This window comes from Georgenia sp. Z1491, from assembly GCF_049856175.1.
In the GTDB taxonomy this organism is placed as follows: Bacteria; Actinomycetota; Actinomycetes; order Actinomycetales; family Actinomycetaceae; genus JB111.
In genome coordinates, this window is the sequence record NZ_JBNDNA010000012.1 from 53,256 (window position 1) to 79,776 (window position 26,521).

Genomic DNA, 26,521 nt, shown 5'->3' on the forward strand with positions numbered 1-26,521 from the left:
CAACGTGACCGCCGGGGACCGGATCGACGCCGCACTGGCGCAGGACCGGGCGGCCCTGGTCGCCTACCTCTCCGCCGGCTACCCCGACCTCGACGGCTCCGTGCGCGCGGCGGAGGTCGCCGTCGAGCACGGCGCGGACGTCATCGAGCTCGGCCTGCCCTACTCCGACCCCGGCATGGACGGGACGGTGGTCCAGCGCTCCGGTGAACGGGCGCTCGCGGCCGGCACGCGCACGCGCGAGGTGCTCCTGGCCGTCGAGCAGGTGGCCGCGACCGGCGCGGCCGTGCTCGTGATGACCTACTACAACCCCGTCTACGCGTACGGAGTGGAGCGCTTCGCCGCGGACCTTGCGTCCGCCGGCGGGGCCGGGCTCATCACGCCGGACCTCGTCCCGGAGGAGGCCGGCCGCTGGTCCGCCGCGGCGGACGAGCACGGCCTGGACAAGGTGTTCCTCGTCGCTCCCGCCTCGTCGGACGAGCGGCTGCGCACGGTGGCCTCGGCCTCGCGCGGGTTCGTCTACGTCGCGAGCCGCATGGGCGTCACGGGCGTGCAGGACTCGCTCGCGGAGGGCGGGGACGAGCTCGTGGCGCGCACCCGTGCCGCGGGGGCGGACCGTGCGTGCGTCGGCATCGGCGTCTCGAACCGGCAGCAGGCCGCCCGGGTGGCCGCCTACGCCGACGGCGTCATCGTCGGCTCCGCGCTCATCCAGGCGCTCGGCGAGGGTGACGCCGCCGGACTCGACGCGCTCGGGGCGCTGACCGCCGAGCTGGCGCAGGGCGTGCGCGAGGGCCGGGCATGATTCCCGGCGCCCAGGCCGCACTGGCGAGCGCCGGGGCCTGGGCCGGAGTGCGCGGCATCCCCAGCCCTCCGGAGAACGTCTGGTACCTCGGGCCGTTCCCGCTGCGCGCGTACGCGCTCGCGATCATCCTCGGCGCGGTGCTCGCCTGGTGGATCCTCGACCGGCGGTACACCGCCAAGGGAGGGCCGGCCGAGACCGCGCTCGACATCGCCCTGTACTGGATGGTGCCGTTCGGCATCGTGGGCTCGCGGATCTACGAGATCGCCGTCAACCCGCAGAACTACTTCGGCGAGGGCATCAGCCCGTGGGAGATGTTCAAGGTCTGGGAGGGCGGCCTCGGCATCATGGGGGCCGTGACGTTCGGCGCGCTGGGCGCCTACCTCGGGCTCAGGCGGCGCGGGCTGCGGATCGGCCCGTTCGCCGACGCCCTCGCCCCGGGCATGCTCGTGGCCCAGGCCGTGGGCCGGCTCGGCAACTACTTCAACCAGGAGCTCTACGGCACCGCGACCGACCTGCCGTGGGGTCTGCGGATCGACCGCGAGCTCCCGGAGCTCGTCCACCCGACCTTCCTCTACGAGGGGCTGTGGAACCTCGCCGGGGCGCTGGTCCTCGTGCTCGCCCAGCGCCGCCTGCGGCTCGACGGCGGACGGGTCTTCTGGCTCTACGTCATCATCTGGCTCACCGGTCGCACGCTGACGGAGTCCCTGCGCACCGACCCCTCCAACCTCGTCGCCGGCATGCGGATCCACCAGATCATCGCCATCGCCGGCTGCGTGATCGGCGTGGCGATGATCGTCTGGCTCACCCGCCGGGCGCGGGCGACGCCCGACCGGGACGAGATCTGGCTCCCCGGTCGCGGCCCGCTCGCCACCGCGGAGGGCCCCTCCGCCGCCGGCGCCCCCGCCGTCGGCGACACCGCCCCGGAGGGGGAGGGCACGGTCGCCGACGCCTCCGCCACGGGGGAGAGGGCCGCGTCCGACGACGAACCGGAGCGTGCCGGTCCTTGACCGGATCATGACGCGACCGTCGATTGTTTCGGCGAAACATCGACGAAACACGACGGCAACCCCCGTCCGACGATCCGGCGTCCTCGTGCGGATCCGCGCCGTCCCACAGCCATGGGCGGGTAGTGCCATGAAACGGCCAAGTCTGCGTATCGTGCTGTCCGACCCACCGGCGTCCGCGCCGGGGCACGACTCGGGCGCCTGCGCGCCCGGAGGGAGGACGGACGATGGTCCAGACCGGGATCCCTGCACGACGAGGCCTGTACGACCCCGCCCACGAGCACGACGCCTGCGGCGTCGCCATGGTCGCCACCACGCGCGGCCGCCCCGGACGGGACATCGTCGACGCCGCGCTGACGGCTCTGGCGAACCTCGAGCACCGCGGCGCCGTCGGCGCCGAGGAGGCGACGGGCGACGGCGCGGGCATCCTCCTGCAGGTTCCCGACGCCTTCCTCCGTGAGGTCGTCGACCTCGATCTCCCGCCGGCCGGCGCCTACGCCGTGGGCATCGCGTTCCTGCCGGGCATCGGAGAGCGCGCGGAGGCGGTCGAGCTCGTCGAACGGATCGCCGCCGAGGAGGGCGTCGAGGTCCTCGGCTGGCGAGCGGTCCCGGTCGACCCGTCGGGCGTCGGCCCCACGGCCCGCGCGACCATGCCCACGATGCGCCAGCTGTTCGTCGCCGCCGACGGGCTCACGGGCCTGGACCTGGAGCGCCGCGTGTTCCGCCTGCGCAAGCGCGCGGACAACGCCGGGGTCTACTTCGCCTCGCTGTCCCCGCGCACCATCACCTACAAGGGGATGCTCACCACGGGACAGCTGAAGGACTTCTTCCCGGACCTCGCCGACGAGCGCGTGGTCTCCTCGATCGCGCTGGTGCACTCGCGCTTCTCGACGAACACGTTCCCGAGCTGGCCGCTCGCGCACCCCTTCCGGTACGTCGCCCACAACGGCGAGATCAACACCGTGCGCGGCAACCGCAACTGGATGGCCGCCCGCGAGGGCACGCTCTCCTCCGACCTGCTCGGCGACCTCGCGCCGCTGCTCCCGATCAACACCCCCGGCGCCTCGGACTCCGCGACGTTCGACGAGGTCCTCGAGCTGCTCCACCTCGGGGGCCGCTCCCTCCCGCACGCGGTGCTGACGATGGTCCCGGAGGCGTGGCAGAACGACGAGACCATGCCCGCCGACGTGCGCGCCTTCTACGAGTACACCGGCACGATCATGGAGCCCTGGGACGGGCCGGCCGCGATCTGCTTCACGGACGGCGCGGTCGCCGGCGCCGTCATGGACCGCAACGGACTGCGACCGGGACGCTGGTGGGAGACCGCCGACGGCCTCGTCGTGCTCGCCTCGGAGTCCGGCGTCCTCGACCTCGACCCGGCCACGGTCGTGCGCAAGGGCCGCCTCGAGCCCGGCACGATGTTCCTCGTCGACACGGTCGAGGGGCGGATCGTCCCCGACGAGGAGATCAAGTCCTCCCTGGCGTCCGCTCACCCGTACCAGGAGTGGCTCGACGACGGGCTCGTGCAGCTCGAGGCGCTGCCCCAGCGGGAGCACACGGGCCACTCGGCCGACTCGGTCGTGCGGCGTCAGCAGATGTTCGGCTACTCCGAGGAGGAGGTGCGGCTCCTCGTGCGACCCATGGCCGCCACGGGCGCCGAGGCCATCGGCTCGATGGGGACCGACACGCCCATCGCGGTGCTCTCCGCCCGGCCGCGCCTGCTGTTCGACTACTTCTCCCAGACGTTCGCGCAGGTGACCAACCCACCGCTCGACGCCATCCGCGAGGAGCTCGTCACCTCGCTGGTCGGGGCGATCGGTCCGGAGCCGAACATGCTCGAGGAGTCGCCCGAGCACGCCCGCAAGATCGTGCTCCCCTTCCCGACGATCGACAACGACCAGCTCGCCAAGGTGCGGCACATCGACCGTGCACGGCGCACGGGTCGCGGCTTCACCGCGGTGACGATCTCCGGCCTCTACCCGGTCGACGGCGGGGGAGAGGCGCTGCGGGCCCGCCTCGAGGAGATCTTCACCGAGGTCGACGAGGCGGTGGACGCGGGCGCCAGCTTCGTCGTGCTCTCCGACCGGGACGCGACCGCCGCGCTCGCCCCCATCCCCTCGCTGCTGCTCACGTCCGCCGTGCACCACCACACCCTGCGACGGCGCACCCGCACGAAGATCTCCCTGCTCGTCGAGGCGGGCGACGTCCGCGAGGTCCACCACGTGGCCCTGCTCGTGGGCTACGGCGCGGCGGCGGTCAACCCCTACCTCGCCATGGAGACGGCCGAGCGGCTCGTGGCGGACGGCGAGGTCACGGGCGTCTCCGCCGAGACGGCCGTCCGCAACGTCATCCACGCGCTCGGCAAGGGCGTGCTCAAGGTGATGTCGAAGATGGGCGTCTCGACCGTCCCGTCCTACCGCGGCGCGCAGCTGTTCCAGGCGGTCGGCCTCTCCGCCGAGCTCGTCGACCGCTACTTCACCGCCACCCCGAGCCCTGTCGGGGGCGTCGGGCTCGACGTCGTCGCGGCCGAGGTCGCCGCCCGGCACGCGGTCGCCTACCCGCGCTCGGGCATCTCGCCCGCCCACCGCGAGCTCGACACCGGGGGCGAGTACCAGTGGCGCCGCGACGGTGAGCCGCACCTGTTCGACCCCGAGACGGTGTTCCGGCTGCAGCACTCGACCCGGAACCGGCGGGCCGACATCTTCCGCCAGTACACCGACCGGGTCGACGACCAGGCCGAGCGGCTCATGACCATCCGCGGGCTGCTCCGGCTGCGCACCGGCGAGCTCGACCCCGTGCCGATCGAGGAGGTCGAGCCGGTCTCCGAGATCGTCCGGCGGTTCTCCACCGGCGCGATGAGCTACGGCTCGATCTCCGCCGAGGCCCACGAGACGCTCGCGATCGCCATGAACAGGCTCGGCGCCAAGTCCAACACGGGGGAGGGCGGCGAGGACGTCGACCGGCTCTACGACCCCGAGCGCCGCTCGTCGATCAAGCAGGTCGCGTCCGGTCGGTTCGGCGTCACCTCGGAGTACCTCACGCAGGCCGACGACATCCAGATCAAGATGGCGCAGGGCGCGAAGCCCGGCGAGGGCGGCCAGCTGCCCGGCCCGAAGGTCTATCCGTGGGTGGCCTCGACCCGGCACTCCACGCCCGGCGTCGGCCTCATCTCTCCGCCGCCCCACCACGACATCTACTCCATCGAGGACCTCGCCCAGCTCATCCACGACCTGAAGAACGCCAACCCCTCGGCCCGGGTGCACGTCAAGCTCGTCTCCGAGGTCGGCGTGGGCACCGTGGCGGCCGGCGTGTCCAAGGCCCACGCCGACGTCGTGCTCGTCTCCGGGCACGACGGCGGGACCGGCGCCAGCCCGCTGACCTCCCTCAAGCACGCCGGCGGCCCGTGGGAGCTGGGCCTGGCCGAGACCCAGCAGACGCTCGTCCTCAACGACCTGCGCGACCGGATCGTCGTCCAGACCGACGGCCAGCTCAAGACCGGCCGGGACGTCGTCGTGGCCGCGCTGCTGGGCGCGGAGGAGTTCGGGTTCGCCACCGCGCCGCTGGTGGTCTCCGGGTGCGTGATGATGCGGGTCTGCCACCTCGACACGTGCCCGGTCGGCGTCGCCACCCAGAACCCGGAGCTGCGCGCCCGCTTCAGCGGGAAGGCCGAGTACGTCGTCACGTTCTTCGAGTTCCTCGCCGAGCAGGTCCGCGAGATCCTCGCCTCGCTCGGGCTGCGCTCGATCGACGAGGCCGTCGGCCGGGTCGAGCTGCTCGACGCCGACCGAGCCGTGGCCCACTGGAAGGCCTCCGGCATGAACCTGGCGCCGCTGCTCGAGCGCGTCGAGCCGCGGCCCGGCGCCGCGCTGCACAGGACCAAGGACCAGGACCACGGCCTCGACGCCGCCCTGGACAACGAGCTCATCGCACTGGCCGGGCCCGCCCTCGAGCGCGGCGAGCCGGTGCGCGCCGAGGTGGCCGTGCGCAACGTCAACCGGACGGTCGGCACGATGCTCGGCCACGAGGTGACCAGGCGCTACCGCGGCGCGGGACTGCCGGACGGCACGATCGACCTCACCCTGCGCGGCTCGGCCGGACAGTCGTTCGGCGCGTTCCTGCCCCGAGGCGTCACCCTCACGCTCGTGGGCGACGCGAACGACTACGTCGGCAAGTCGCTGTCGGGCGGGCGCATCGTCGTGCGCCCCGACGACCGGGCCGGCTTCGTCGCCGAGGACAACGTCGTGGCCGGCAACGTCATCGGCTACGGCGCCACGGCCGGAGAGATCTTCCTGCGCGGACGCGCGGGCGAGCGCTTCGGCGTCCGCCTGTCCGGCGCCACCCTCGTGGTGGAGGGGGTCGGCGACCACGCGGCCGAGTACATGACCGGCGGCACGATGCTCGTCCTCGGCCCGACCGGGCGAAACGTCGGCGCCGGCATGTCCGGCGGCGTCGCCTACGTCCTCGACCTCGACCCCAGCCTGATCAACCCGGCCGCCGCCGCGGCCGGCGACCTGCTGCTGGGAGAGCCCGACACCGACGACCTCGCCGTGATCGTCGACCTGCTCCAGCGCCACCGCGACCTCACCGGATCCGCCGTGGCCACCGCGCTGCTGGCGGACCGCGCCGCCCTCACGCAGCGCCTCACCCGCGTCCTGCCCCGCCAGTTCGCCGCGGTCTCCGCCGCGCTCGCGCGGGCGGCGGAGGACGGGCTCGATCCTGCCGCACCCACCGTGTGGGCCGACATCATGGAGGCGACCCGTGGCTGACCCCCGAGGATTCCTGACGACCCGCGAGCGGGAGCTGCCGGCGCGCCGGCCGGTCCCGGTGCGCATCCGCGACTACCGCGAGGTCTACGCCGAGCGCGGCGCCGACGAGACGTTCGAGCCCACGCTGCGGCGGCAGGCGGGACGCTGCATGGACTGCGGCATCCCCTTCTGCCACAACGGCTGCCCGCTCGGCAACCTCATCCCCGAGTGGAACGACCTCGTGCGCCGCGGCGACTTCGCCCGGGCGATCGAGCGGCTGCACGCGACGAACAACTTCCCCGACTTCACCGGCCGGCTGTGCCCGGCACCGTGCGAGACGGCGTGCGTGCTCGGCATCAACCAGCCCGCCGTGACGATCAAGAACGTCGAGCAGTCGATCATCGACCGCGCCTTCGACGAGGGTCTCGTCACCCCGCAGGTGCCGCAGCGCCTCACCGGCCGCACGGTCGCCGTCGTCGGTTCCGGTCCCGCCGGGCTCGCTGCCGCCCAGCAGCTCACGCGGGCCGGCCACACCGTGGCCGTCCTCGAGCGCGCCGACTCAGCGGGCGGGCTGCTGCGCTACGGCATCCCTGAGTTCAAGATGGAGAAGTCCCACGTGGACCGCCGCCTCGAGCAGATGCGGGCCGAGGGCACGATCTTCCGGACCTCGACGGACGTCGGGGGCTCGGGCGAGGGCGCGCTGTCGGGCGACGACCTGCTCGAGCGCTACGACGCCGTGGTCCTGGCCATGGGCTCGACCGTGGCCAGGGACCTGCCGGTGCCCGGTCGGGAGCTGGGCGGGATCCACCAGGCGATGGAGTACCTGCCGCAGGCCACGCGCGCGGTCCACGGCCAGCGGGTCACCGACCAGATCACCGCCGAGGGCAAGGACGTCGTCATCATCGGCGGCGGCGACACCGGCGCGGACTGCCTCGGCACCGCCACCCGGCAGGGCGCGCGCTCGGTCACCCAGCTGGAGATCATGCCGCGGCCGGGCGAGGACCGCCCCGAGGGGCAGCCCTGGCCGACCTACCCGATGCTCTTCCGCGTCTCCTCGGCGCACGAGGAGGGCGGCGAGCGGGTCTACTCGACGTCCACCGCCGAGCTGTGCTCGGACGGCTCGGCGGGCGAGGGCGCCGTCACGCACCTGTTGGTCACGGAGGTGACGTTCGACGGCGGCCGTCCGGTCCCGGTCAAGGGCACCGAGCGGACGATCCCGGCCCAGCTCGTGCTGCTCGCGATGGGCTTCACCGGGGTGCCGACCGACGGGATCGTCGCCCAGCTCGGCGTCGAGGTCGACGGCCGCGGCCGCATCGAGCGCGACGCCGACTTCGCGACCACCGTGCCGGGCGTCTTCGCCGCCGGCGACGCCGGGCGCGGCCAGTCGCTCATCGTGTGGGCGATCGCCGAGGGTCGGTCGGTGGCTGCCGCCGTCGACCGGCACCTGCGCGGCTCCACGGAGCTGCCCGCGCCGGTGGCGCCCACCACCGTCCAGGTCACGGTCTGATCAGCGACGCCCGGGCGCACGTCCGTGCGCCCGGGCGGCCGGCTGGCGCGACGTCGTCCAACCACCGCTGCGGTCCGGGCCGATAGAGCGGCGGGCCGGTCGGAGTCACTAGGCTGTGAGCCATGCGTAGAGCAAAGATCGTCTGCACCCTCGGACCGGCCACCGACAGTCCCGAGAAGATCCAGGAGCTGGTCGACGCGGGCATGGACGTCGCCCGCATCAACCGCAGCCACGGCCTCGCCGAGGAGCACGAGCAGGTGATCCACCGCGTGCGCGCCGCCGCCGACGCGGCCGGGCGTCCGGTCGCCGTCCTCGTCGACCTCCAGGGCCCCAAGATCCGGCTCGGCACGTTCGCCGACCGCGAGGTCCAGCTCGCGGACGGCGCCACGTTCACCATCACCACCGAGGAGGTCGAGGGCACGAAGGACCTCGCCTCGACCACCTACAAGGGGCTCCCGGGCGACTGCCACCCCGGCGACCGGATCCTCATCGACGACGGCAAGGTCGCGGTGCGCGTGGTGGAGGTCGACGGGCCACGCGTCGTCACGCGGGTCGAGGTCGGCGGCCCGGTCTCCAACCACAAGGGCCTCAACCTGCCCGGCGTCGCGGTGTCCGTGCCCGCCATGTCGGACAAGGACACCGAGGACCTGCGCTGGGCGCTCGGACTGCCGGTCGACTTCATCGCCCTGTCCTTCGTGCGCAGCGCCGAGGACATCCAGATGGTCCACGACATCATGGACGAGGTCGGCCGCCGGCTGCCCGTCGTCGCCAAGATCGAGAAGCCGCAGGCCGTCGACGCCCTCGAGGAGATCGTCGACGTCTTCGACGGCATCATGGTCGCGCGCGGCGACCTCGGCGTCGAGCTGCCGCTGGAGGACGTGCCGCTCGTGCAGAAGCGGGCGATCGAGATCGCGCGGCGCCGTGCGAAGCCGGTCATCGTCGCCACCCAGGTGCTCGAGTCGATGATCACCAACCCGCGCCCCACCCGGGCCGAGGCCTCCGACTGCGCGAACGCCGTCCTCGACGGGGCCGACGCGGTCATGCTCTCGGGGGAGACCTCGGTGGGGAAGTACGCCATCGAGGCCGTCCGCACCATGGCCCGGGTCGTCGAGCACACCGAGGAGCACGGCGGCGAGCGGATCGCGCCGCTCGGCTCGACGCCCGCCACCCGCTCGGGCGTCCTGACCCGGGCGGCGGCGGAGATCGCCGCCACGCTGGACGTCACCTACCTCGCGACGTTCACCCAGTCCGGCGACACCGCGCGCAGGATGTCCCGGCTGCGCTCCCCGATCCCGCTGCTGGCGTTCACGCCGTCGGCCGAGACCCGCAACCGGCTCGCGCTCTCCTGGGGCGTGCAGCCCTACCAGGTCGACGCGGTCAAGCACACCGACGAGATGGTCGACCAGGTCGACACGTTCCTGCGGGACAACGGGCTGGCCGGCAACGGCGACCCGGTCGTCGTCGTGGCCGGCATGCCGCCGCAGAAGGTCGGCAGCACGAACTCCATCCGCGTCCACCGGATCGGTGAGCGGTACCGCTCCTCCTGAGAGTGACGTCCGGCACCGGCCGGGCCGCCCGGCACGACGACGGCGGCCCGCCGGTTCAGGGCATGATGTGTTCCGTCCCCGCGCCCTCACGGCGCGGGGACGCCCGCTCCCGTGGTGGAATCGGCAGACACACCGCACTCAAAATGCGGCGCCGCGAGGCGTGCGGGTTCGAGTCCCGCCGGGAGCACCATCGCGCACGCGCGCCGCGCGGCACGGCTCACATGCACGCGGATCGCCCCGTGATCCCGCCGTGTCCTAGGCTGTACGGGTGACCACGACCGACAGCTCCGCAGGCGACGACGCCTCGGCGGACCCCACGACCACCGAGCCTGACCTCTCGGACCTCCTCACCTCCGCCCCCGAGGCGGTCGAGGAGACCGAGCGAGACGGCCGCCGCGTCGTCGTCGCCGAGGACGAGACGCTCATCAGGCTCGACATCGTCGAGACGCTCCGCGACGCGGGCTTCGAGGTCGTCGGGGAGGCGGCCGACGGCGAGCAGGCCGTCCGCCTGGCCTCCGAGCTCGAGCCCGACGCCGTCGTCATGGACGTCAAGATGCCCGTGATGGACGGCATCACCGCCGCCGAGAAGATCATGGCCGACCGCACGTGCGCCGTCGTCATGCTCACCGCCTTCTCCCAGAAGGAGCTCGTGGAGCGCGCCCGCGAGGCCGGCGCGATGGCGTACGTCGTCAAGCCGTTCACGCCCGCCGACCTCGTGCCCGCCGTCGAGATCGCCGTGAGCCGGCACGAGGAGATCATCGCGCTCGAGTCCGAGGTCGCCTCGCTGGTCGACCAGTTCGAGACGCGCAAGCGCGTGGACCGCGCCAAGGGACTCCTCCAGACGAAGATGGGTCTCTCGGAGCCCGAGGCGTTCCGCTGGATCCAGAAGACGTCCATGGACCGTCGCCTGACCATGCGCGAGGTCGCGGACGCCGTCATCGAGCAGGTCGGCGGCCGCGGCTGACGGCCGACCCGCGACGACGAACGCCCGGCATGTGCCGGGCGTTCGTCGTTCCGCCCGCCGGCGCCGAGTTCAGCGCGGGTACGGGATGAACATGCAGGTGAGCCGCGCGGTGCAGACGAGCAGGTCGTCGTCGTCACGCACCTCGATGCCGTAGGTGGCGCTCCGGCGTCCCTCGTGCACCGCCGAAGCGCGCGCCGTGACGTGCCCGGTGCGCGCCGCCCGGTGGTGGGTGGCGTTGAGGTCGACGCCGACCGGCGCGTGTCCCTCCGGCGCCGCGAGCACGGCCGCGACGCTGGCGACGGTCTCGGCGAGCGCGGCGCTGGCGCCACCGTGGAGCAGCCCCATCGGCTGGGTGTTCCCCTCGACGGGGATGCGGGCCCGGACGTCGCCCCGTTCCATGCGCAGCATCTCGAGCCCCATACGCTCGGCGAGGCCGGACTCCGACAGTCGGGCGAAGGTCTCGGCGAGGTCGTCGCCGCCGCTGCGGTGGTCGGTCCGGGCGGGCTCCTCGGGGCGCCGGGTGTCGGCGTGGTCGGCGGTCACGGTGCCAGACTGCCACGGCGGCCGCCGTCGTCCCGCCCCGGTGCCCGGCCCGGGTCGTCGTCAGCGGCGGGCGCGGCCCCCGGCAGCCCGAACCGCATCGACCAGCGCTCCCATGGCGGCATGTCCGCCCACCCGAGCCGGAGCGTGCGGAAGGCACGCCGGAGGCGCCGGCTCAGCTGCGCCGCGCCCACCAGGCTGCGGGCAGAGACACCGACGCGGAGCGAGAGGTCCAGCACGACGGGCCGCGCCGGGCCCAGCGCGAGGGCGAGGTCGAGGTCGTCGTGGACCTCGGGGTCGTCGTCGTGGACGCGGTCGCGGACCGCCAGCCACGCCGAGCGGCGCACGGCCATGCTCGAACCCCACAGCGGGTGGTGTCCCAGGGCGGCGTGGCACAGGCCGTAGTACGCGGCCAGGTAGACCGCGGCGGCGAGCCCCCCGGCCCTGCCCAGCCCGTAGAAGCTGCCGACGCCGGTGACGGCGGCCACCTGCCTCGTCCCCATCACGTGCGCGACCCGCGAGACCCATCCGGGGCCGGGACGCGAGTCGGCGTCCAGCCGCGCGACGACGTCCCCCCGGGCGGCGTCGTAGCCGGTGGCGGCGGCGGGTGGGATCCCGATCCGGTCCTCCGCCACGACCACCGCGCCGTGGCGCCGGGCGACGGCCGCGGTGCCGTCGGTGGAGGCGTTGTCGACGACGATGACCTCCAGGGGCGCCTCCCGCTGGTTCGCCAGGGCGCGCAGGCAGTGCTCGAGCGCCGCGGCGTCGTTCCGGGCGGGGATCACCACGCTCACGGTCGGCGGCGTCACCGGCCGCTCCCGGCGCGTCGGGCGAGCACGAGCCCCGCGACGGCGGATCCCACGGCGCCGGCGACGAGGTCGCCCGCGGTATCTGCGGGGGTGACGTGGACCGTGGGGTCGACGTAGGCGTGGCCGATCCACTCCGCGACCTCCCAGGCCGCGGCGAGGCTCGTCCCGACCGCCGTGGTGGTCAGCGCGAGACCCCACCTGCCGCGCGGGTCGTCGCCGGGCGGCACGAGCCGGCCGCGGCGCACGAGCTCCCCGGCGACTGCGGCGAGCACGCCGTTGAGGGTCAGGTGTACGGCGATGTCCAACCACCACAGCCGCTCGTACAGGAGCAGGGCCGACGACCACGCGGCCACGAGCGCCGTGGCGCCGAGCAGGGCCTGGAGACCTGCGGGCACGGCGAGCACGCGCGCGAGCGTGAGGGCCCCGAGGACGAGAGCCGCCACCGCGACGGCGACCGCGTCGACGAGGGCGGCGAGCCCGAGCGAGAGCAGCGCCAGGACGGCGACGACGTTCGCGGCCGTGCGGGCGTACGGGGGCCCGACGACGCGGAGCACGCCGACACCGGTGCGTCGTCGTGGTCGCGCAGTCGTCACTGGTCCAGCGTCCCACGAGGACCTGGCCCGCCCGGCGTGGTCCGTGTGCCGGGGCGGTCGACGACCCCGGGTGCGTCGGGGAGGGCGCCGGGCCGACCGCCCACCTCGTCGTCGACGCGGACGAAGCGCGCCGCCACAGCGGCGATACCGACGAGGGCCGCGGGGTACAGGCAGGTGTAGACGCGGAACGCCAGCCCGGGCCGCTCGCCGGGGTCGTCCCCGGAGACGTAGCCGAACAGCGGCTCGAGCGTGGCGAGCGCGAGTCCGCCGAGCGCGCCGGTGAGGCGGGCGAACACGCCGAACGTCCCGAGGAACACGCCCTCGCGGTGCAGGCCGGTCAGTCGGGCGTCGCGGTCGAGGACCCGGGCCGTGACGAGGTCGGTCGTCGCGAGGACCCCGCCGTACCCGACCCCGACCACGGCGGCCGCGACCACGGCGAGCGGGACGGACGTGACGAACCACAGCGGGAGGAACGAGACGGCCAGCCAGGTCAGGGCCCAGCGCCAGGCCCGCGGGGCGCCGACCCTGCGCACGAGCCACGCCCACGCGGGCAGGACGGCGGCGGCGGTGAGGATCGCGGCGCCGAGCACCGGGGTCGTCATCGCGACGGGCCTCTCCAGCGTGTAGCGCATCCACAGCTGGATGCCGGAGATGAGCAGGCCGAGCGCTGCGCCGTACCCCGCGGTCGTCGCCCCGATCAGCCACAGCTCGCGGGTGCGCAGCACGCCGCCGATCGCGGGGAGGAACCTCGTGGGCGGCTCGTGCTGCACGGCGGCGTCCTCACGGACGGAGAGCACCATCGCGCCCATGACGAGCAGTGCCACGACGCCCAGCAGCACCGCGGTCCGCGTGAAGCCCTCGGGGCCGTGCTCGCTGCCGAGCCACCGGGTCGTCAGCGCGGGGGTCAGCGCCACGGAGACGACCATCGCCGCGAGCTGGAAGGCCTGCCGCACGGCGTTGACGACCGACCGCTCGGCCTCGGTGCGGAACAGCTCGGGCAGCAGCGCCGTGTAGTTCGCGTTGTACAGCGAGTCGGCCGCCTCGGTGAGGATGACGAAGACCGCGAACCAGGCGACGAGCGCCGCGCCGTCGAGGGACGTCGGGGCGGAGAACAGGGCGACGAACACGGCCACGAGGCTCGGTACGGCGACGAGGAGCCAGGGCCGCCTGCGGCCGAGCCGCGTGCGCGTGCCGTCCGAGAGGTGGCCGAACAGCGGGTTGTCGATCGCGTCGACGATCGCGTAGACCACCATGACGATCCCGTACGCGGTCGCGTCCATGCCGAGGGTGTCGACGTAGTACAGGAGGATCGAGCCGCGCACGAGGTTGATCGGGAGCGACGACCCGAACATGCCGGCCGCGTACGCGAGCCGGCGGGAACCGGGGACGCGGGGCTCGGGCACGGACCCACCCTGCCAGGGCCGCGGTGACGTCGGTGTCGGCGCCGCGTCCTAGGGTGGGTCGGGTGAGCGAGAACACCGACCAGGCCACCGACCAGCGCCTCCTGCTCGTCGACGGGCACTCGATGGCCTTCCGCGCGTTCTTCGCGCTGCCGGCCGAGAAGTTCGTCAACTCCGCGGGCCAGAGCACGAACGCGATCTACGGGTTCGTCGCGATGCTCATCAACCTCATCGCCGAGGAGCGGCCCACGCACGTCGCCGTCGCGTTCGACACCCACGCCCCGACGTTCCGGGACGAGGTCTACGCCGACTACAAGGGCGGCCGCGACGTCACCCCCGAGGCCTTCAAGGGCCAGGTCCCCCTCATCGCCGAGGTGCTGCGCGCGGCCGGCGTCCCCACGCTGGAGAAGGACGGCCTCGAGGCCGACGACATCCTCGCCACGCTCGCCCACGAGGGCTCGGCCGCGGGGATGACCGTCTCCGTGGTCTCGGGCGACCGGGACACGTTCCAGCTCGTCGACGAGCGCGTGAGCGTGCTGTACCCGATCAAGGGCGTGAAGACGGTGTCCCGCATGACGCCGGAGGCCGTCGAGGAGAAGTACGGGGTCCCGCCGCACCGGTACCCGGAGATCGCCGCCCTCACCGGCGAGACTGCGGACAACCTGCCCGGCGTGCCCGGGGTGGGGCCGAAGACCGCCGCGAAGTGGATCAACCAGTTCGACGGCCTGGACAACATCGTCGCCCGGGTCGACGAGGTGCCCGGCAAGGCCGGCGACTCGCTGCGCGCGCACCTGGCAGACGTGCTGCGCAACCGGCAGCTCAACCACCTGCTCACCGACGCCGACGTCGGGGCCGCCCTTGGTGACCTCACCCCCGCCGACCCCGACCGCGGCGAGCTCACGCGCCTGTTCGACGTCCTGGAGTTCACCGAGCTGCGCACGCGGCTGTTCGCCGTCCTGCCCGACGACGGAGGGACCGCGCCCGAGGCGGACGGCCCGGTCCTGGTCGTGGACCGGCCGGCCGACGGCGAGCTGGGAGCCTGGCTCGAGGCCCGCGCGGGCGCCCGGCTGGGCCTGTTCGTCGAGGGCACGGGCCGACCGGGCGCGGGGGAGGCGACGCAGGTCGCGATCGCCGACGACGAGGCGCACGCCGTCACCGTCGACCTCACCGAGGTCGCCGGCCCCGACGAGGCCGCGCTGCGCGCCTGGCTGGCCGACGCCGCGGAGCCGAAGTCGGTGCACGACGCCAAGGCGGCCTGGCACGCCCTGCGCGGCAGCGGACTCACCCTGGACGGCGTGACGTTCGACCCGGCCCTCGCCGGGTACATCTCACGGCCCGACGCCCGGCACCTCGAGCTCGCCGACCTCTCGACCGAGCGGCTGGGGCTCGAGCTCGACCCCGGTTCGGGCCCGGCCCAGGGCGAGCTGGACCTCTCGCTGGAGGAGGGAGCGGCGGAGGAGTCCCTCGCCCGTCGCGCGCACGCGACCCTCGCCCTCGTCACGCCGCTGACCGCCGAGCTCGAGGAGGCCGGCGGGAGCGGCCTGCTCACCGACCTCGAGCTCCCCGTCCAGCGTGTCCTGCAGGGGATGGAGGACCGGGGCATCGCCGTCGACACCGAGTACCTCGACGGCCTGTCCGGCGAGTTCGACGGGCAGGTGGAGGCGGCCGCCGCGGCCGCCTACGAGGCGATCGGCCGCGAGGTCAACCTCGGCAGCCCCAAGCAGCTGCAGGAGGTCCTGTTCGACCAGCTCGACATGCCGCGGACGAAGAAGACGAAGACCGGGTACACGACCAACGCCGACGCGCTCGCGTGGCTGCTCGTGCAGACCGAGCACCCGTTCCTCGTGGCGCTGCTGCGGCACCGCGAGCAGATCAAGCTCCGCCAGACGGTCGACGGCCTGCGGGCCGAGGTCCAGTCCGACGGCCGGATCCGCACCACCTTCCAGCAGACCGTGGCCGCCACCGGTCGGCTCAGCTCGAAGGACCCCAACCTGCAGAACGTGCCCGTGCGCAGCGAGGACGGCATGCGCATCCGGCAGTCCTTCGTGGTCAGCGAGGCGGGGGAGTCGCTGATGACGGCGGACTACTCCCAGATCGAGATGCGGATCATGGCGCACCTGTCCGGCGACGAGGCGCTCATCGAGGCCTTCCGCTCCGGGGAGGACCTGCACGCGTTCGTCGCCGCCCGGGTCTTCGGCGTCGACGTCGGCTCGGTGACCCCGGAGCAGCGCCGACGCATCAAGGCGATGAGCTACGGCCTGGCCTACGGGCTCAGCGCGTTCGGCCTGTCCCAGCAGCTCGGCGTCGAGGTCGACGAGGCCCGGTCGCTCATGGAGGGGTACTTCGAACGGTTCGGCGGCGTGCGCGACTACCTCCGGGGCGTCCAGGACGAGGCGCGCACGCGCGGCTACACGGCGACGATCCTCGGCCGCCGCCGGTACCTGCCGGACCTCACCTCCGACAACCGGCAGCGCAGGGAGCTCGCGGAGCGCATCGCCCTCAACGCCCCGATCCAGGGGTCGGCCGCGGACATCATCAAGCTCGCGATGATCCGGCTCGACGCGGAGATCGCCGAGCGGGGCCTCGCCTCCGACGTCCTCCTCCAGGTCCACGACGAGCTCGTGCTCGAGATCGCGCCGGGGGAGCGCGAGGAGGTGGAGCAGGTCGTGCGGGAGACCATGGGCCGGGCGGTGGAGCTCTCCGTCCCGCTCGACGTCTCCGTCGGCCTCGGCCGCAGCTGGCGCGACGCCGCCCACTGACCCTCCATCGACGAGTGAGCGGCTCTCTGCCCGACGAGTGAGCGCGAATCCGTGCGCGCGGGCCGGGTAACGCTCGGCGCCTCTCGACGTCGGCCGCTACCCGGGCTTGTCGGCCACGAGGATGAGCGTGCCCGGCACGAGCGCCCCGCGCTCCGGCCCCCAGCCGCCCCAGACCACCTCGCGGCCCGGCGGCCACTCGGGCTCGACGAGGTCGACGAGATCGAGCCCGGCCGCCACGACGTCGCGCACGTGGTCCCCGACGGTGCGGTGGAACTCCGCGTACGTGACGGCGTCGCCGTCGGCCTCGACGTAGGGCCGCCGGTCGAAGTAGGGGCGCGTGACGGTCGTGCCGGCCAGTGTGGGGTCGTCGGGGAACATCCACCGCGCCGGGTGCGTGACCGAGGCGACCCATCGACCGCCCGGTCGCAGGACCCTCGCGGCCTCGGCGTGCACGCGGTGGGCGTCGGGGACGAACGGGATGGCTCCGAACGAGGTGAACACGGCGTCGGCGCAGGCGTCCGGCAGGGGGAGGGCGCGGGCGTCGGCCACTAGCATCGGCGTGCGGATCCCGGTGGCCCGGTCGAGCGCTGCGGCGGCGTCCAGCATCCCCTGCGCGACGTCCGTCGCCAGCGCCCGCACGCCCTGCGTGACCAACCAGCGCGAGCACTGGGCCGCCCCGGCACCCACCTCGACGACGATCCGGTCGCGCAGCGTCGCGGTGTCGCCGAGCAGGCAAGCGTCGGCCTCCCGCAGCCCCTCGGGGCCCCACACGTGATCGGCCGCGCCGAGGGTGGCGCCGTGCTCCGCGAGGTAGCCCTGAGCATCCGCCGACCACGCGGTCGCGTTCGCGCGCGCGGCGGCCTCGCCGTCGACCCGCCGGTAGCCCGCCCACGCCTGCGGCCGTCCGTCCATCGGCCGATGCTCCCACGGCGGGGAGGTCTCCACGGGGTTCGGCCCCACGGGCTCGGCCGCAGGGACTACGGTCCTGCCAGGGCGGCCGCCCGCGACCCAGGGAGTGTCATGAGCAGCGGATACGGATGGAACCAGCAGGACCCGTACCAGCACGGTGAGCCGGACGCGCGCGGGGTGTACCCCGAGCGCGGCCGCAGCGGTCGGTTCTCCGGCGGCCACCAGCCCTACGGGCACGGTTCCTCCGCCGGCCCCGACCAGCCCTACGGATCCGGCCCGGCATACGGATCCGACCAGCCCTACGGGTCAGGTCCGGCCCACCGTCCGGGTCAGGCGTACGGGCCCGGCCAGGCCTACGGCGGCGCGGGGCAGAACGCGGCCGGACCGTACGGCGGGGACGTCCGCAACGACTACGGGCGCGCGCCCGCGGACACCGACGCCGGTCGGGGCGGGGCGCACAAGGCCTCCGTCGCCGCGATCCTCGTCTATGTGGGCCTCTTCCTCGGCCTGCCCCTGCTCATCGGCCTCGTCACCATGATCGTCGCGCTGTAGCGCCCGATGGCCGACCGTCGATTCCGGCCGCGGTCCAGAGGTCGGGACCGCGATCCGCTCGAGGGCTACCTCGGCGGCTACGGCATCGTCCCCGAGGACACACGGCGTCGCCCCGACGACGACGCACCGCGCGGCCGCGAGAGCCGTGAGCCGGACGACCGCGGCGCCGACCGGCCCGCGGACCCGGTCCGCACCGCCGGGCGCTCCCGCGCAGCGGAGCCGCGTCCCACCGCGCCGTCCGGCTTCCGCGCCGGAGCGCCCCACGCCTCGCGCTACCCCGTATCCCTCCCGCCCTCGCTGCATGTCAGCACGTGGCTCCGGCGTCGCCTCCGCCCGCTCTTCGTCGTCGTGCCCGTCCTCGCCGTGCTCGTCCCGATCGCCACCGTGGTCCAGCTCGTCGACGACGATCCCGACGCCACCACGCCGAGCGTGGCCCCCGCGCCCGATGCCGAGCCGGACGTCGAGACCTTCCCCGATCTGTGGGAGGTCGCGGTCGCGGACCTCACCGGGATCGCCGGCGCCGAGCTCAGGGGCAACGTCGACGGCTCCTTCGACGACGCGGGCGTGCTCGGCGCGCCTGGCGGCTGGGCCGTCGTCGCGCAGGACGAGGAGTCCCTCGAGGCAGAGCTCGTCGGTCTGGACCCCGCGTCGGGCGAGACGATCTGGTCCCGTGAGCTCAGCCACGTCCTCTGCGCCCGCCACGCGACGCCGGACGGAAGCCTCGTCTGCCTGGAGGCCACGGACACGGACCCGGGAGGTCTGGGCACGAGCTGGACCGCCCACCTGCTCGACCCCGCCACCGGCGACACGACCGCCTCCACCGAGATCGACGGCTACCTCACGTCCCTCTACGTCCACGGCGACGCGCTCGTCCTGCTCGACCAGCCGGGCGGCGGGACCGACGTCGTCCTGCAGGGCTACGACGCGGCCGACCTGAGCCCACGATGGTCGGTCGAGCTCGGCCCGGAGGTCTCCGCGGAGATGCTCGCCGGGGACCGACGGATCGTCTCCCGAGGGATCGGCGAGCGCGGCGAGGCGATGCTCGACCGGCCCCGTTGGCGTCCCGTCACCGACGACGTGCTCTCGTTCGGCGCGGGCGACCGCACCGCCGTCCTGAACGTCCGGGCGGGCGAGCTGATCATCGCCCCACCCTGCACCCGCCTGTCCACCGACGGCGCCACCCTGTGGTGCAACGAGCCGGGCGCCGGGATCCGCGCGTACGCCACGGACGGGACCGAGCTGTGGGCGGACCCCCACAACCGGCTGGCCGCCACCTCCGCGCTCGACCCGGACGCCCGTGTCATGCCCCTCGTCCTCGACGGCTCCCGGCGACTCCTGCGGTACGACCTCGAGGCCGGAGCCACCGACTCCGTCCTCCTCGACCCGGGGGTCGCCGAGACGTTCGCCGGCACCCTCGACCCGGGCGGGCTGGTCGACGGCGAGCACGTCCTCGTGCGGGGCGAGCCCGACCTGCACCTCCTCGCGCCGGACCGCTCCCACGTCGTCGACCAGGTGGCGACGGACGTCCGTCCCGACGGCGTGCTCGCCCGGGACGAGAGCCTCGTCGTCGCCGGGACGGACCTCGTCGAGGTCGACCCGACCACGGGAGGGGTCGAGCAGCAGTGGCGCACCCCGGTGCACGGCACGCTCGAGCCGGTGGGCGACGCGGTGGTCGTGCACGGCCCGGAGGGCCTGAGCCGGCTCGACTGGTGACGCGGCCCACGAGCGTGCGCCGCCGCGCCGTCGTGGTTGTCCCGTCTTGCGGGCGCGGGTACCATTGCTCGTCGGCGCCGTCTGTCCGCGCGCACGCGCGCAGCCGCCCGGTCGCCGATTGAATCCCTGTCCGCTCGAGTATCCCTGTCCGCATCGGAGTTTCCCGCTACATGACCACCACTACCCCCGCCCCGACCACCCCGCAGGTCGCGATCAACGACATCGGCTCCGAGGACGAGCTCCTCGCCGAGATCGACAAGACCATCAAGTACTTCAACGACGGGGACATCGTCGAGGGCACCATCGTCAAGGTGGACCGTGACGAGGTCCTCCTCGACATCGGTTACAAGACCGAGGGCGTCATCCTGTCCCGCGAGCTGTCGATCAAGCACGACGTGGACCCCGACGAGGTCGTGGCCGTGGGCGACCAGATCGAGGCGCTGGTCCTCCAGAAGGAGGACAAGGAAGGCCGCCTCCTGCTGTCGAAGAAGCGGGCGCAGTACGAGCGCGCCTGGTCCTCGATCGAGAAGATCAAGGACGAGGACGGCGTCGTCACGGGCAAGGTCATCGAGGTGGTCAAGGGCGGCCTGATCGTCGACATCGGCCTGCGCGGCTTCCTGCCGGCCTCCCTGGTCGAGATGCGTCGTGTGCGCGACCTTCAGCCCTACGTGGACAAGGAGATCGAGGCCAAGATCATCGAGCTGGACAAGAACCGCAACAACGTGGTCCTGTCCCGCCGCGCCTGGCTCGAGCAGACCCAGTCCGAGGTCCGTTCGCACTTCCTCAACACGCTGCAGAAGGGGCAGGTCCGCCCCGGTGTCGTGTCCTCGATCGTCAACTTCGGTGCGTTCGTCGACCTCGGCGGCGTGGACGGCCTCGTGCACGTCTCCGAGCTGTCCTGGAAGCACATCGACCACCCCTCCGAGGTCGTCGAGGTGGGCCAGGAGGTCACCGTCGAGGTGCTCGACGTGGACATGGACCGCGAGCGCGTCTCCCTGTCGCTGAAGGCGACCCAGGAGGACCCGTGGCAGACCTTCGCGCGCACCCACGCCATCGGCCAGGTCGTGCCCGGCAAGGTCACCAAGCTCGTCCCGTTCGGTGCGTTCGTGCGCGTCGAGGACGGCATCGAGGGCCTCGTGCACATCTCCGAGCTGGCGCAGCGCCACGTCGAGGTGCCCGAGCAGGTCGCGAAGGTCGGCGACGAGCTCTTCGTCAAGGTCATCGACATCGACCTCGAGCGTCGCCGCATCTCGCTCTCGCTCAAGCAGGCCAACGAGGGCGTCGAGCCGGACTCCGAGGACTTCGACCCCTCGCTGTACGGCATGGCGACCGACTACGACGAGCAGGGCAACTACAAGTACCCCGAGGGCTTCGACCCCGAGACGAACGAGTGGCTCGAGGGCTTCGAGGCCCAGCGCGAGGCGTGGGAGGCCGAGTACGCGGCCGCGCACGCGCGCTGGGAGTCCCACAAGGCGCAGATCGCCGCCTCGCGTGCGGCGGAGGCCGCCGGCGAGAACGTCGTCGAGGACGCCTCGGAGGCCGGGGACGACCTCGCCGCCTCCTACTCGTCCGACGCTCCGGAGGAGGACGCCGGGGGCACGCTCGCGTCCGACGAGGCCCTGGCCGCTCTGCGGGAGAAGCTCACGGGCAACTGACCCGGAGCGCAGCCTCCCGATCCTCGGATCGCATCCGACGCCCGGCCCCCTGACGGGGGCCGGGCGTCGGCGTTCGTGGGTGCGGGCGGATCGGCGTGCCGGTCGCTGCGTGCCGCTGCGCCCGGGCATAACGCTGCGCCCGGGTGTTCGGCAGCGCCCCGCCGGACGGTCATCCCGTGCCGGACGAGTACCCAGGTGGTGAGGGGTACCCCGGGCCCACGTCGGCGACGCGGACCGATCGCCGGGCGGCGTAGCGTCCGAGCATCCAGCCCACGCCGAGAGGACCCACCCCGATGCTGCCCACCGCCCACCGTCGCCTGACCGCCGTCGTGGCCGCCGCGCTGCTGACCCTCGGGGTGTCCGCGTGCGACGACCCGAGCGTCGCCCCGACCGAGGAGCCGACCGCGGACGGGGAGGAGACGACCACCGCGGACGGGCCCTCCGCCGACTACCCGGACGACCTCACGATCGAGGTCCGCTCGCTGTCCGGCTCGGTCCCGCCGCCGCACGACTCGATGGAGACCGTCACGGTGGGCCCCGACGGCATCACCTACACCGCCGGGTCGCGCTACGAGGACGAGCCGCTCTTCTCGGAGACGTTCGACGCGCAGGACGGCGACCTCGAGGAGGTCATGGCCGCCTGGGAGGCCCTCGGCGTCCCCGCCGACACGGGGGACGGGTACGACGACTCGCACTCCAGCGGTGGGGCCGGTGGCGACTACGTCATCACCCAGGTCACCGGAACGGGGTACGACTCGTCAGCGACCGGGGACCACCAGCCCATGTGGGACCTCGTCGACGCGGCGCTCGACGTCGTGCCGCAGGAGGTGCGCGACGAGGGGGAGGCCGCCATCGAGGAGTACAACGCGAGCGAGGACGACTGAGCCCGTCCCCGCCGCGCGGCTACGCTTGACGGGTGTTCGCCGAGCAGACCTCCGTCCGTGCCCGGATCCGCCGATGACCGCCGGGACGATCGTGGTCACCGGCTTCGGGCCCTTCGGCCCGCACACCGAGAACCCCACCGCCGACGTCGTCCGCGAGCTCGCCGCCGCCGGACCGCCCGTGGACGGCACGCAGCTCGTCACCGAGGTCCTGCCCACGTCCTTCGCGCGGGCGACCGCAAGGATGCGCGAGCTCGTGTCCACCCACGCGCCCCGACTCCTGCTGGCGCTCGGGCTCGCTGCGGACCGCACGGTGATCAGCGTGGAACGCGTCGGCGTCAACCTCGTCGACGCACGGATACCGGACGTCGACGGCGAGCAGCCCGTCGACGAGCCCGTCCGCGACGGTGGCCCCGACGCACACCTGGCGACGATCGACGTCCGCGCGGCACTGGCGGCGGCCCGTGGCACGGGCGTGGAGGCGACGACGTCCGCGAGCGCGGGCCTCTACGTGTGCAACGCGGTCCTGTACACCGCCCTGGACACCGCACGCGCGCACGCACCGGGAACGCGCGCCGGCTTCGTCCACCTCCCGCCGACCGAGCACCTGTCCGTCGGCGACGCGACCCGGGCCGTGGGCGCGATGGTCGCCGCACTCGCGACGGCCAAGTTGTGAGCGGCGACCTCGTCCGGCAGCCGGACCTTCGCCGACGTCCTGACCGCGGGGGCCGTCCGTGCTGACCGTCGGCCTCACCGGCGGGATCGCGTCGGGCAAGTCGACCGTCTCGGCGGAGCTCGCGCGGCTCGGCGCCGTGGTCGTCGACGCGGACGTGCTCGCCCGGAAGGTCGTCGAGCCCGGGACGCCGGGGCTGCGCGCCGTCGTCGAGGAGTGGGGGCCCGGCGTGCTCGCCGACGACGGGACGCTCGACCGGGCCGCCCTCGGGGCGATCGTCTTCGCCGATCCCGAGGCCCGCCGCCGCTTGGGGGAGATCACGCACCCGCTCGTGCACGCGGAGCACGTCCGACTCGAGGCCGAGGCCGTCGCGGCCGACCCGGCCGCCGTCGTCGTCCACGACGTGGCGCTCGTCGTCGAGGCGGACCTCGCCCACCGGTACCACCTCCTGCTCGTGGTCCACGCGCCCGAGGACGTGCGGATCGGGCGGATGGTCGAACGGCGGGGCATGACGGTCGACGAGGCCCGGGCTCGGGTGGCCGCCCAGGCCACCGACGATCAGCGGCGGGCCGTCGCCGACATCTGGCTCGACAACACGGGCACCCCCGACGAGCTGCGTACGTCGGTGGACCGCGTCTGGTCGCAGCGCATCCGCCCCTACGAGGCGAACGTGCGGGCGGGTGTGGTGGCCGACCGCTCGGGCGGTCCCGTGCTGCTCGACCCGGCCTCGCGCACCGAGGACGGCCGGGACGTCGGCGCGCTGTGGGCCGCGCAGGGCGCGCGCCTCGTCTCGCGCGTCGGCGCCGTCCTCCGGGCCGCGGGGATCCCCGCGGACGTCTCGCACGTCGGCTCGACCGCGGTGCCCGGCCTCGTGGCCAAGGACGTGATCGACCTGCAGGTCGGCGTCGACGACCTCGACGACGACCGCGTGACCGGCGTCCTCGCTGCGGCGGGCTTCCCCGTCCGTGACGCCGAGGCCCGGGACCGGCCGCACCCGGCGGACGGCCCGGTCTGGCGCAAGCGGTTCCACCTCAACGCCGACCCGGGTCGCGACGTCAATCTTCACGTGCGCGAGAGCGGCTCGCCCGGCTGGCGGTATGCCCTCGCCATGCGCGACGCGCTGCGCGACGACACCGACGCGCGGAGGGACTACGCCGCGATGAAGGAGGCGCTGGCGGCCCGGCACGCGACGGACGCGCGCACCGGCGGCTACGCGGAGGGGAAGGAGCCGTGGTTCGGCCTGCGCGGGACCGCCCTCGTCGCGGGCCGGCTGGCGGGCCACGGGGTCGTCCCGGACCTCGACCTGCGCGACGCGTCCGCCGCATGATGCGTGCCCTCCCGGCGTCGCCCCTGGTCAGAGGTCTGCCGGGCATGGGGTGGGGTGCCCTCCCCAACGACCCGGTCATCCGTGCGCCCCGGCCGGACATACGGTTCCACCAGTGGCAGTCGGTCACACGGCTCGCGAGGGCTGCGAGCCGGATGTGCCGCCACACGGGGCGCGGACGGTGATCCGCTCGTGACCCGGACGCCCCTGACCATCCACCGAGGTGACCACCGCCTCGACCACACAGAGAGAAGCACCATGAGCATCGCCACGAACCGCCGCCGAGTGGCGGCCGCCGGGATCGTCCTTCTTGCCGCCTCGGGGATCGCCGCCTGCAGCGACTCCGGCCCGATCGCGCCGACGGGTCAGCCCCCGGCGCCTCCCTCCACCGAGGCACCGCCCACCGAGGAGCCCCCGGTCGAGGAGCCGACCTCCGAGGAGCCCCCGGCCACGGAGGACCCCACCTCCGAGGAGCCGACCACGGAGGAGCCCACCTCCGAGGAGCCGCCCCCCGAGGAGCCGCCCGTCTCCGGCGGCGGCCAGGGCGTCGAGGTCTCCGGCGAGCTGACCGGCGAGGTGCCCTCCGGGGGCGCGGCCACCGTGACCCTCGAGGTCACCGAGCGCGCGGCCGTCGCGGTCGGTGCGACCTCGCCCGACGGCGGTGACCTCCAGCTCGCGATCTCCGGCGGCGACGTCGACGCGGGCATCGACGACACCTACGGGTACGCCGACATCTTCAGCTTCGACCAGGGCAACCTCGACCCGGCGATCACCCAGGTCCTCGAGCCGGGCAGCTACACGCTCGAGCTCACGGAGTACGGCGGGGACGCGGCCCAGTACCAGCTCGAGGTGCTCTCCGGCACCACCGTCATCCCGGCCGGGGGGACGGCGAACCTCGAAATCACGGGCCAGGCCGCGACCCTTGCCATCGGCGAGCTCGCGACCGGCAACGAGTCGATCGCGACGAACGGCGAGATCGACTCGGTCCTGTGGACCTTCATGCCGTCCTCGCACACCGCGTACGAGGACGACGACGGCGGCGACGGTCTCAACTCGCTCATCGTCCTGCCGGGCGAGACCGTCGAACCGGTCGTCATCGCCGTCAACACCTATGGTGGCGACGCCGGCACCACCTCTGTCGGCATCAGCTGACCCATCGCCCCACCCGGCGGCCGGCACCTCGGTGCCGGCCGCCGTCGGACGTCCGGCGTGCTCCGTGCGCGCCGCGGTACCAGCCTCACCAGACGGAGGAGAGCACGATGCGAACCACCCGAGCACGACGAGCACTGACCACCACCGCGGCCGTCGCCGCGCTCGGACTGGTCCTGTCCGCATGTGGCGGAGACGACGAGCCCGAGGAGACCACGGAGCCCCCTGCCACCTCGCAGACCGACCCCGAGGACGCGGAGAGCGGCTCGCAGGACGCGGCTCCCTCCGAGTCCGAGTCCGAGGCGCCGCCCGCCGAGACGGGGTCGGACGCGGCCGGTGACGACGAGGCCGCCACGGGGGACGACGGCGGGTCGACCGGCTTCGCTCCCGGGACGGACGGCGAGGACGGCACCGGTGGAGGGGACGACGCGGGCGACGGGCCGGCCGCCGGGGAGAGCGTGACCCTCGCCCCCGAGCACGCGGTCTCGATGGCCCACATGGTGCCCGAGGGCGGGGTGACGACCGCCGAGGTCGTCATGCTCGACGGCGACACGCTCTCCTACCTCAGCGGCGACGTCGCCCAGCAGGAGCCCGAGGTGGAGGAGACGGTCGAGCTCGACCCGGGCACGGGCGACGAGATCCGCACCGAGCTGTCCGCGCTCGGGCTCACGGCCGTCGAGGAGGGCCAGGGCCCGCCGGACGACACCACCGAGGAGATCTACTACTGGGAGGCCGGCGACGTGATGTCCGGCTCCCTGGTGGCCGGCAGCACCGGTGACCTCGAGCTCGACCGGGCGGTCTACGACATCCTCATCGCCCACGTCCCGGAGGACATCCGCGTGAGCTGAGGCCAGGGGCCGGGGCCGTCGCGCGTGTGCATTCGCGGAGCGGCGCGGGACACCGTGCGCCGGCTGCCAGGGAACGACCCGCGTCCCGGCGTGCGCAGGAGCGGCGCGCGAGCGGGGAGGTGTGCCCTGCCCCACACGAACGGTGGTACG

Annotated in this window: 20 protein-coding genes and 1 tRNA gene; 16 read left to right on the plus strand and 5 right to left on the minus strand. The window is 73.8% G+C overall.

Features of this window, described 5'->3' with window-relative positions:
- The first annotated feature begins 4 nt into the window (after window positions 1-4).
- The 7 genes from trpA (at window position 5) to ACPYO4_RS12655 (ending at window position 10,566) form a co-directional block, all read left to right on the plus strand.
- Window positions 5-799, plus strand: a complete 795-nt coding sequence (gene trpA, locus ACPYO4_RS12625) for a tryptophan synthase subunit alpha (protein WP_425709599.1) — start codon at window positions 5-7, stop codon at window positions 797-799.
- The gene (gene lgt, locus ACPYO4_RS12630; protein WP_425709600.1) at window positions 796-1,806 is read left to right on the plus strand and encodes a prolipoprotein diacylglyceryl transferase; all 1,011 of its coding nucleotides are present in this window, start codon (window positions 796-798) and stop codon (window positions 1,804-1,806) included. The genes trpA and lgt overlap by 4 nt, the downstream gene beginning before the upstream one ends.
- Before the next feature lie 224 nt (window positions 1,807-2,030).
- Complete coding sequence (gene gltB, locus ACPYO4_RS12635) at window positions 2,031-6,569, plus strand: glutamate synthase large subunit (protein WP_425709601.1); 4,539 nt, start codon at window positions 2,031-2,033, stop codon at window positions 6,567-6,569.
- Complete coding sequence (locus tag ACPYO4_RS12640) at window positions 6,562-8,055, plus strand: glutamate synthase subunit beta (protein WP_425709602.1); 1,494 nt, start codon at window positions 6,562-6,564, stop codon at window positions 8,053-8,055. The genes gltB and ACPYO4_RS12640 overlap by 8 nt, the downstream gene beginning before the upstream one ends.
- A 122-nt stretch (window positions 8,056-8,177) precedes the next feature.
- Window positions 8,178-9,602 carry a pyruvate kinase gene (gene pyk / locus ACPYO4_RS12645; RefSeq protein ID WP_425709603.1) on the plus strand — a complete coding sequence of 475 codons (1,425 nt, stop codon included), beginning with the start codon at window positions 8,178-8,180 and terminating at the stop codon, window positions 9,600-9,602.
- Window positions 9,603-9,707: 105 nt separating this feature from the next.
- Window positions 9,708-9,792: transfer RNA gene (locus ACPYO4_RS12650), tRNA-Leu, on the plus strand.
- 78 nt (window positions 9,793-9,870) lie between these two features.
- On the plus strand, window positions 9,871-10,566 hold the full coding sequence (locus tag ACPYO4_RS12655; protein ID WP_425709604.1) for an ANTAR domain-containing response regulator: 696 nt from the start codon (window positions 9,871-9,873) through the stop codon (window positions 10,564-10,566).
- Between the two features lie 69 nt (window positions 10,567-10,635).
- On the opposite strand, the gene ACPYO4_RS12660 is transcribed toward ACPYO4_RS12655, so the two are convergent.
- Genes ACPYO4_RS12660 through ACPYO4_RS12675 form a run of 4 tightly spaced genes read right to left on the minus strand, consistent with a single transcriptional unit; the run spans window position 10,636 to window position 13,911 of the window.
- The gene (locus ACPYO4_RS12660) at window positions 10,636-11,109 is read right to left on the minus strand and encodes a PaaI family thioesterase (protein ID WP_425709605.1); all 474 of its coding nucleotides are present in this window, start codon (window positions 11,107-11,109) and stop codon (window positions 10,636-10,638) included.
- Window positions 11,106-11,915: a glycosyltransferase gene (locus tag ACPYO4_RS12665; RefSeq protein ID WP_425709606.1), complete on the minus strand. Its 810-nt coding sequence runs from the start codon at window positions 11,913-11,915 to the stop codon at window positions 11,106-11,108. Before ACPYO4_RS12665 ends, ACPYO4_RS12660 begins: the two co-directional genes overlap by 4 nt.
- A complete protein-coding gene (locus ACPYO4_RS12670; RefSeq protein WP_425709607.1) occupies window positions 11,912-12,508 on the minus strand; it encodes a hypothetical protein in 597 nt (198 codons plus the stop codon). Before ACPYO4_RS12670 ends, ACPYO4_RS12665 begins: the two co-directional genes overlap by 4 nt.
- Entirely contained in the window at window positions 12,505-13,911 is a 1,407-nt protein-coding gene (locus tag ACPYO4_RS12675; protein ID WP_425709608.1) for an MFS transporter, read from the minus strand. Before ACPYO4_RS12675 ends, ACPYO4_RS12670 begins: the two co-directional genes overlap by 4 nt.
- Before the next feature lie 62 nt (window positions 13,912-13,973).
- On the opposite strand from ACPYO4_RS12675, the gene polA reads away from it, so the two are divergent.
- Window positions 13,974-16,667, plus strand: coding sequence for a DNA polymerase I (gene polA / locus ACPYO4_RS12680; protein ID WP_425709609.1), 2,694 nt, complete (start codon window positions 13,974-13,976; stop codon window positions 16,665-16,667).
- 96 nt (window positions 16,668-16,763) lie between these two features.
- Here the strand turns inward: polA and ACPYO4_RS12685 are convergent, their stop codons facing one another.
- Window positions 16,764-17,579: a class I SAM-dependent methyltransferase gene (locus tag ACPYO4_RS12685; RefSeq protein WP_425709610.1), complete on the minus strand. Its 816-nt coding sequence runs from the start codon at window positions 17,577-17,579 to the stop codon at window positions 16,764-16,766.
- Between the two features lie 108 nt (window positions 17,580-17,687).
- Here ACPYO4_RS12685 and ACPYO4_RS12690 point away from each other — a divergent pair, with 108 nt between their 5' ends.
- From ACPYO4_RS12690 to ACPYO4_RS12725, 8 genes are all read left to right on the plus strand, one after another.
- Window positions 17,688-18,128, plus strand: coding sequence for a hypothetical protein (locus tag ACPYO4_RS12690; RefSeq protein WP_425709611.1), 441 nt, complete (start codon window positions 17,688-17,690; stop codon window positions 18,126-18,128).
- A gap of 6 nt (window positions 18,129-18,134) precedes the next feature.
- The gene (locus ACPYO4_RS12695; protein WP_425709612.1) at window positions 18,135-19,841 is read left to right on the plus strand and encodes a PQQ-binding-like beta-propeller repeat protein; all 1,707 of its coding nucleotides are present in this window, start codon (window positions 18,135-18,137) and stop codon (window positions 19,839-19,841) included.
- Window positions 19,842-20,011: 170 nt separating this feature from the next.
- Window positions 20,012-21,496 carry a 30S ribosomal protein S1 gene (gene rpsA, locus ACPYO4_RS12700; RefSeq protein WP_425709613.1) on the plus strand — a complete coding sequence of 495 codons (1,485 nt, stop codon included), beginning with the start codon at window positions 20,012-20,014 and terminating at the stop codon, window positions 21,494-21,496.
- A 293-nt stretch (window positions 21,497-21,789) separates the two neighbouring features.
- The gene (locus tag ACPYO4_RS12705; protein ID WP_425709614.1) at window positions 21,790-22,380 is read left to right on the plus strand and encodes a hypothetical protein; all 591 of its coding nucleotides are present in this window, start codon (window positions 21,790-21,792) and stop codon (window positions 22,378-22,380) included.
- A gap of 73 nt (window positions 22,381-22,453) precedes the next feature.
- The gene (locus ACPYO4_RS12710) at window positions 22,454-23,053 is read left to right on the plus strand and encodes a pyroglutamyl-peptidase I (RefSeq protein ID WP_425709615.1); all 600 of its coding nucleotides are present in this window, start codon (window positions 22,454-22,456) and stop codon (window positions 23,051-23,053) included.
- A gap of 58 nt (window positions 23,054-23,111) precedes the next feature.
- A complete protein-coding gene (gene coaE, locus ACPYO4_RS12715; RefSeq protein ID WP_425709616.1) occupies window positions 23,112-24,377 on the plus strand; it encodes a dephospho-CoA kinase in 1,266 nt (421 codons plus the stop codon).
- 255 nt (window positions 24,378-24,632) lie between these two features.
- Entirely contained in the window at window positions 24,633-25,526 is an 894-nt protein-coding gene (locus tag ACPYO4_RS12720; protein ID WP_425709617.1) for a hypothetical protein, read from the plus strand.
- Between the two features lie 107 nt (window positions 25,527-25,633).
- Entirely contained in the window at window positions 25,634-26,371 is a 738-nt protein-coding gene (locus ACPYO4_RS12725; protein ID WP_425709618.1) for a hypothetical protein, read from the plus strand.
- The last annotated feature ends 150 nt before the right edge of the window (window positions 26,372-26,521 follow it).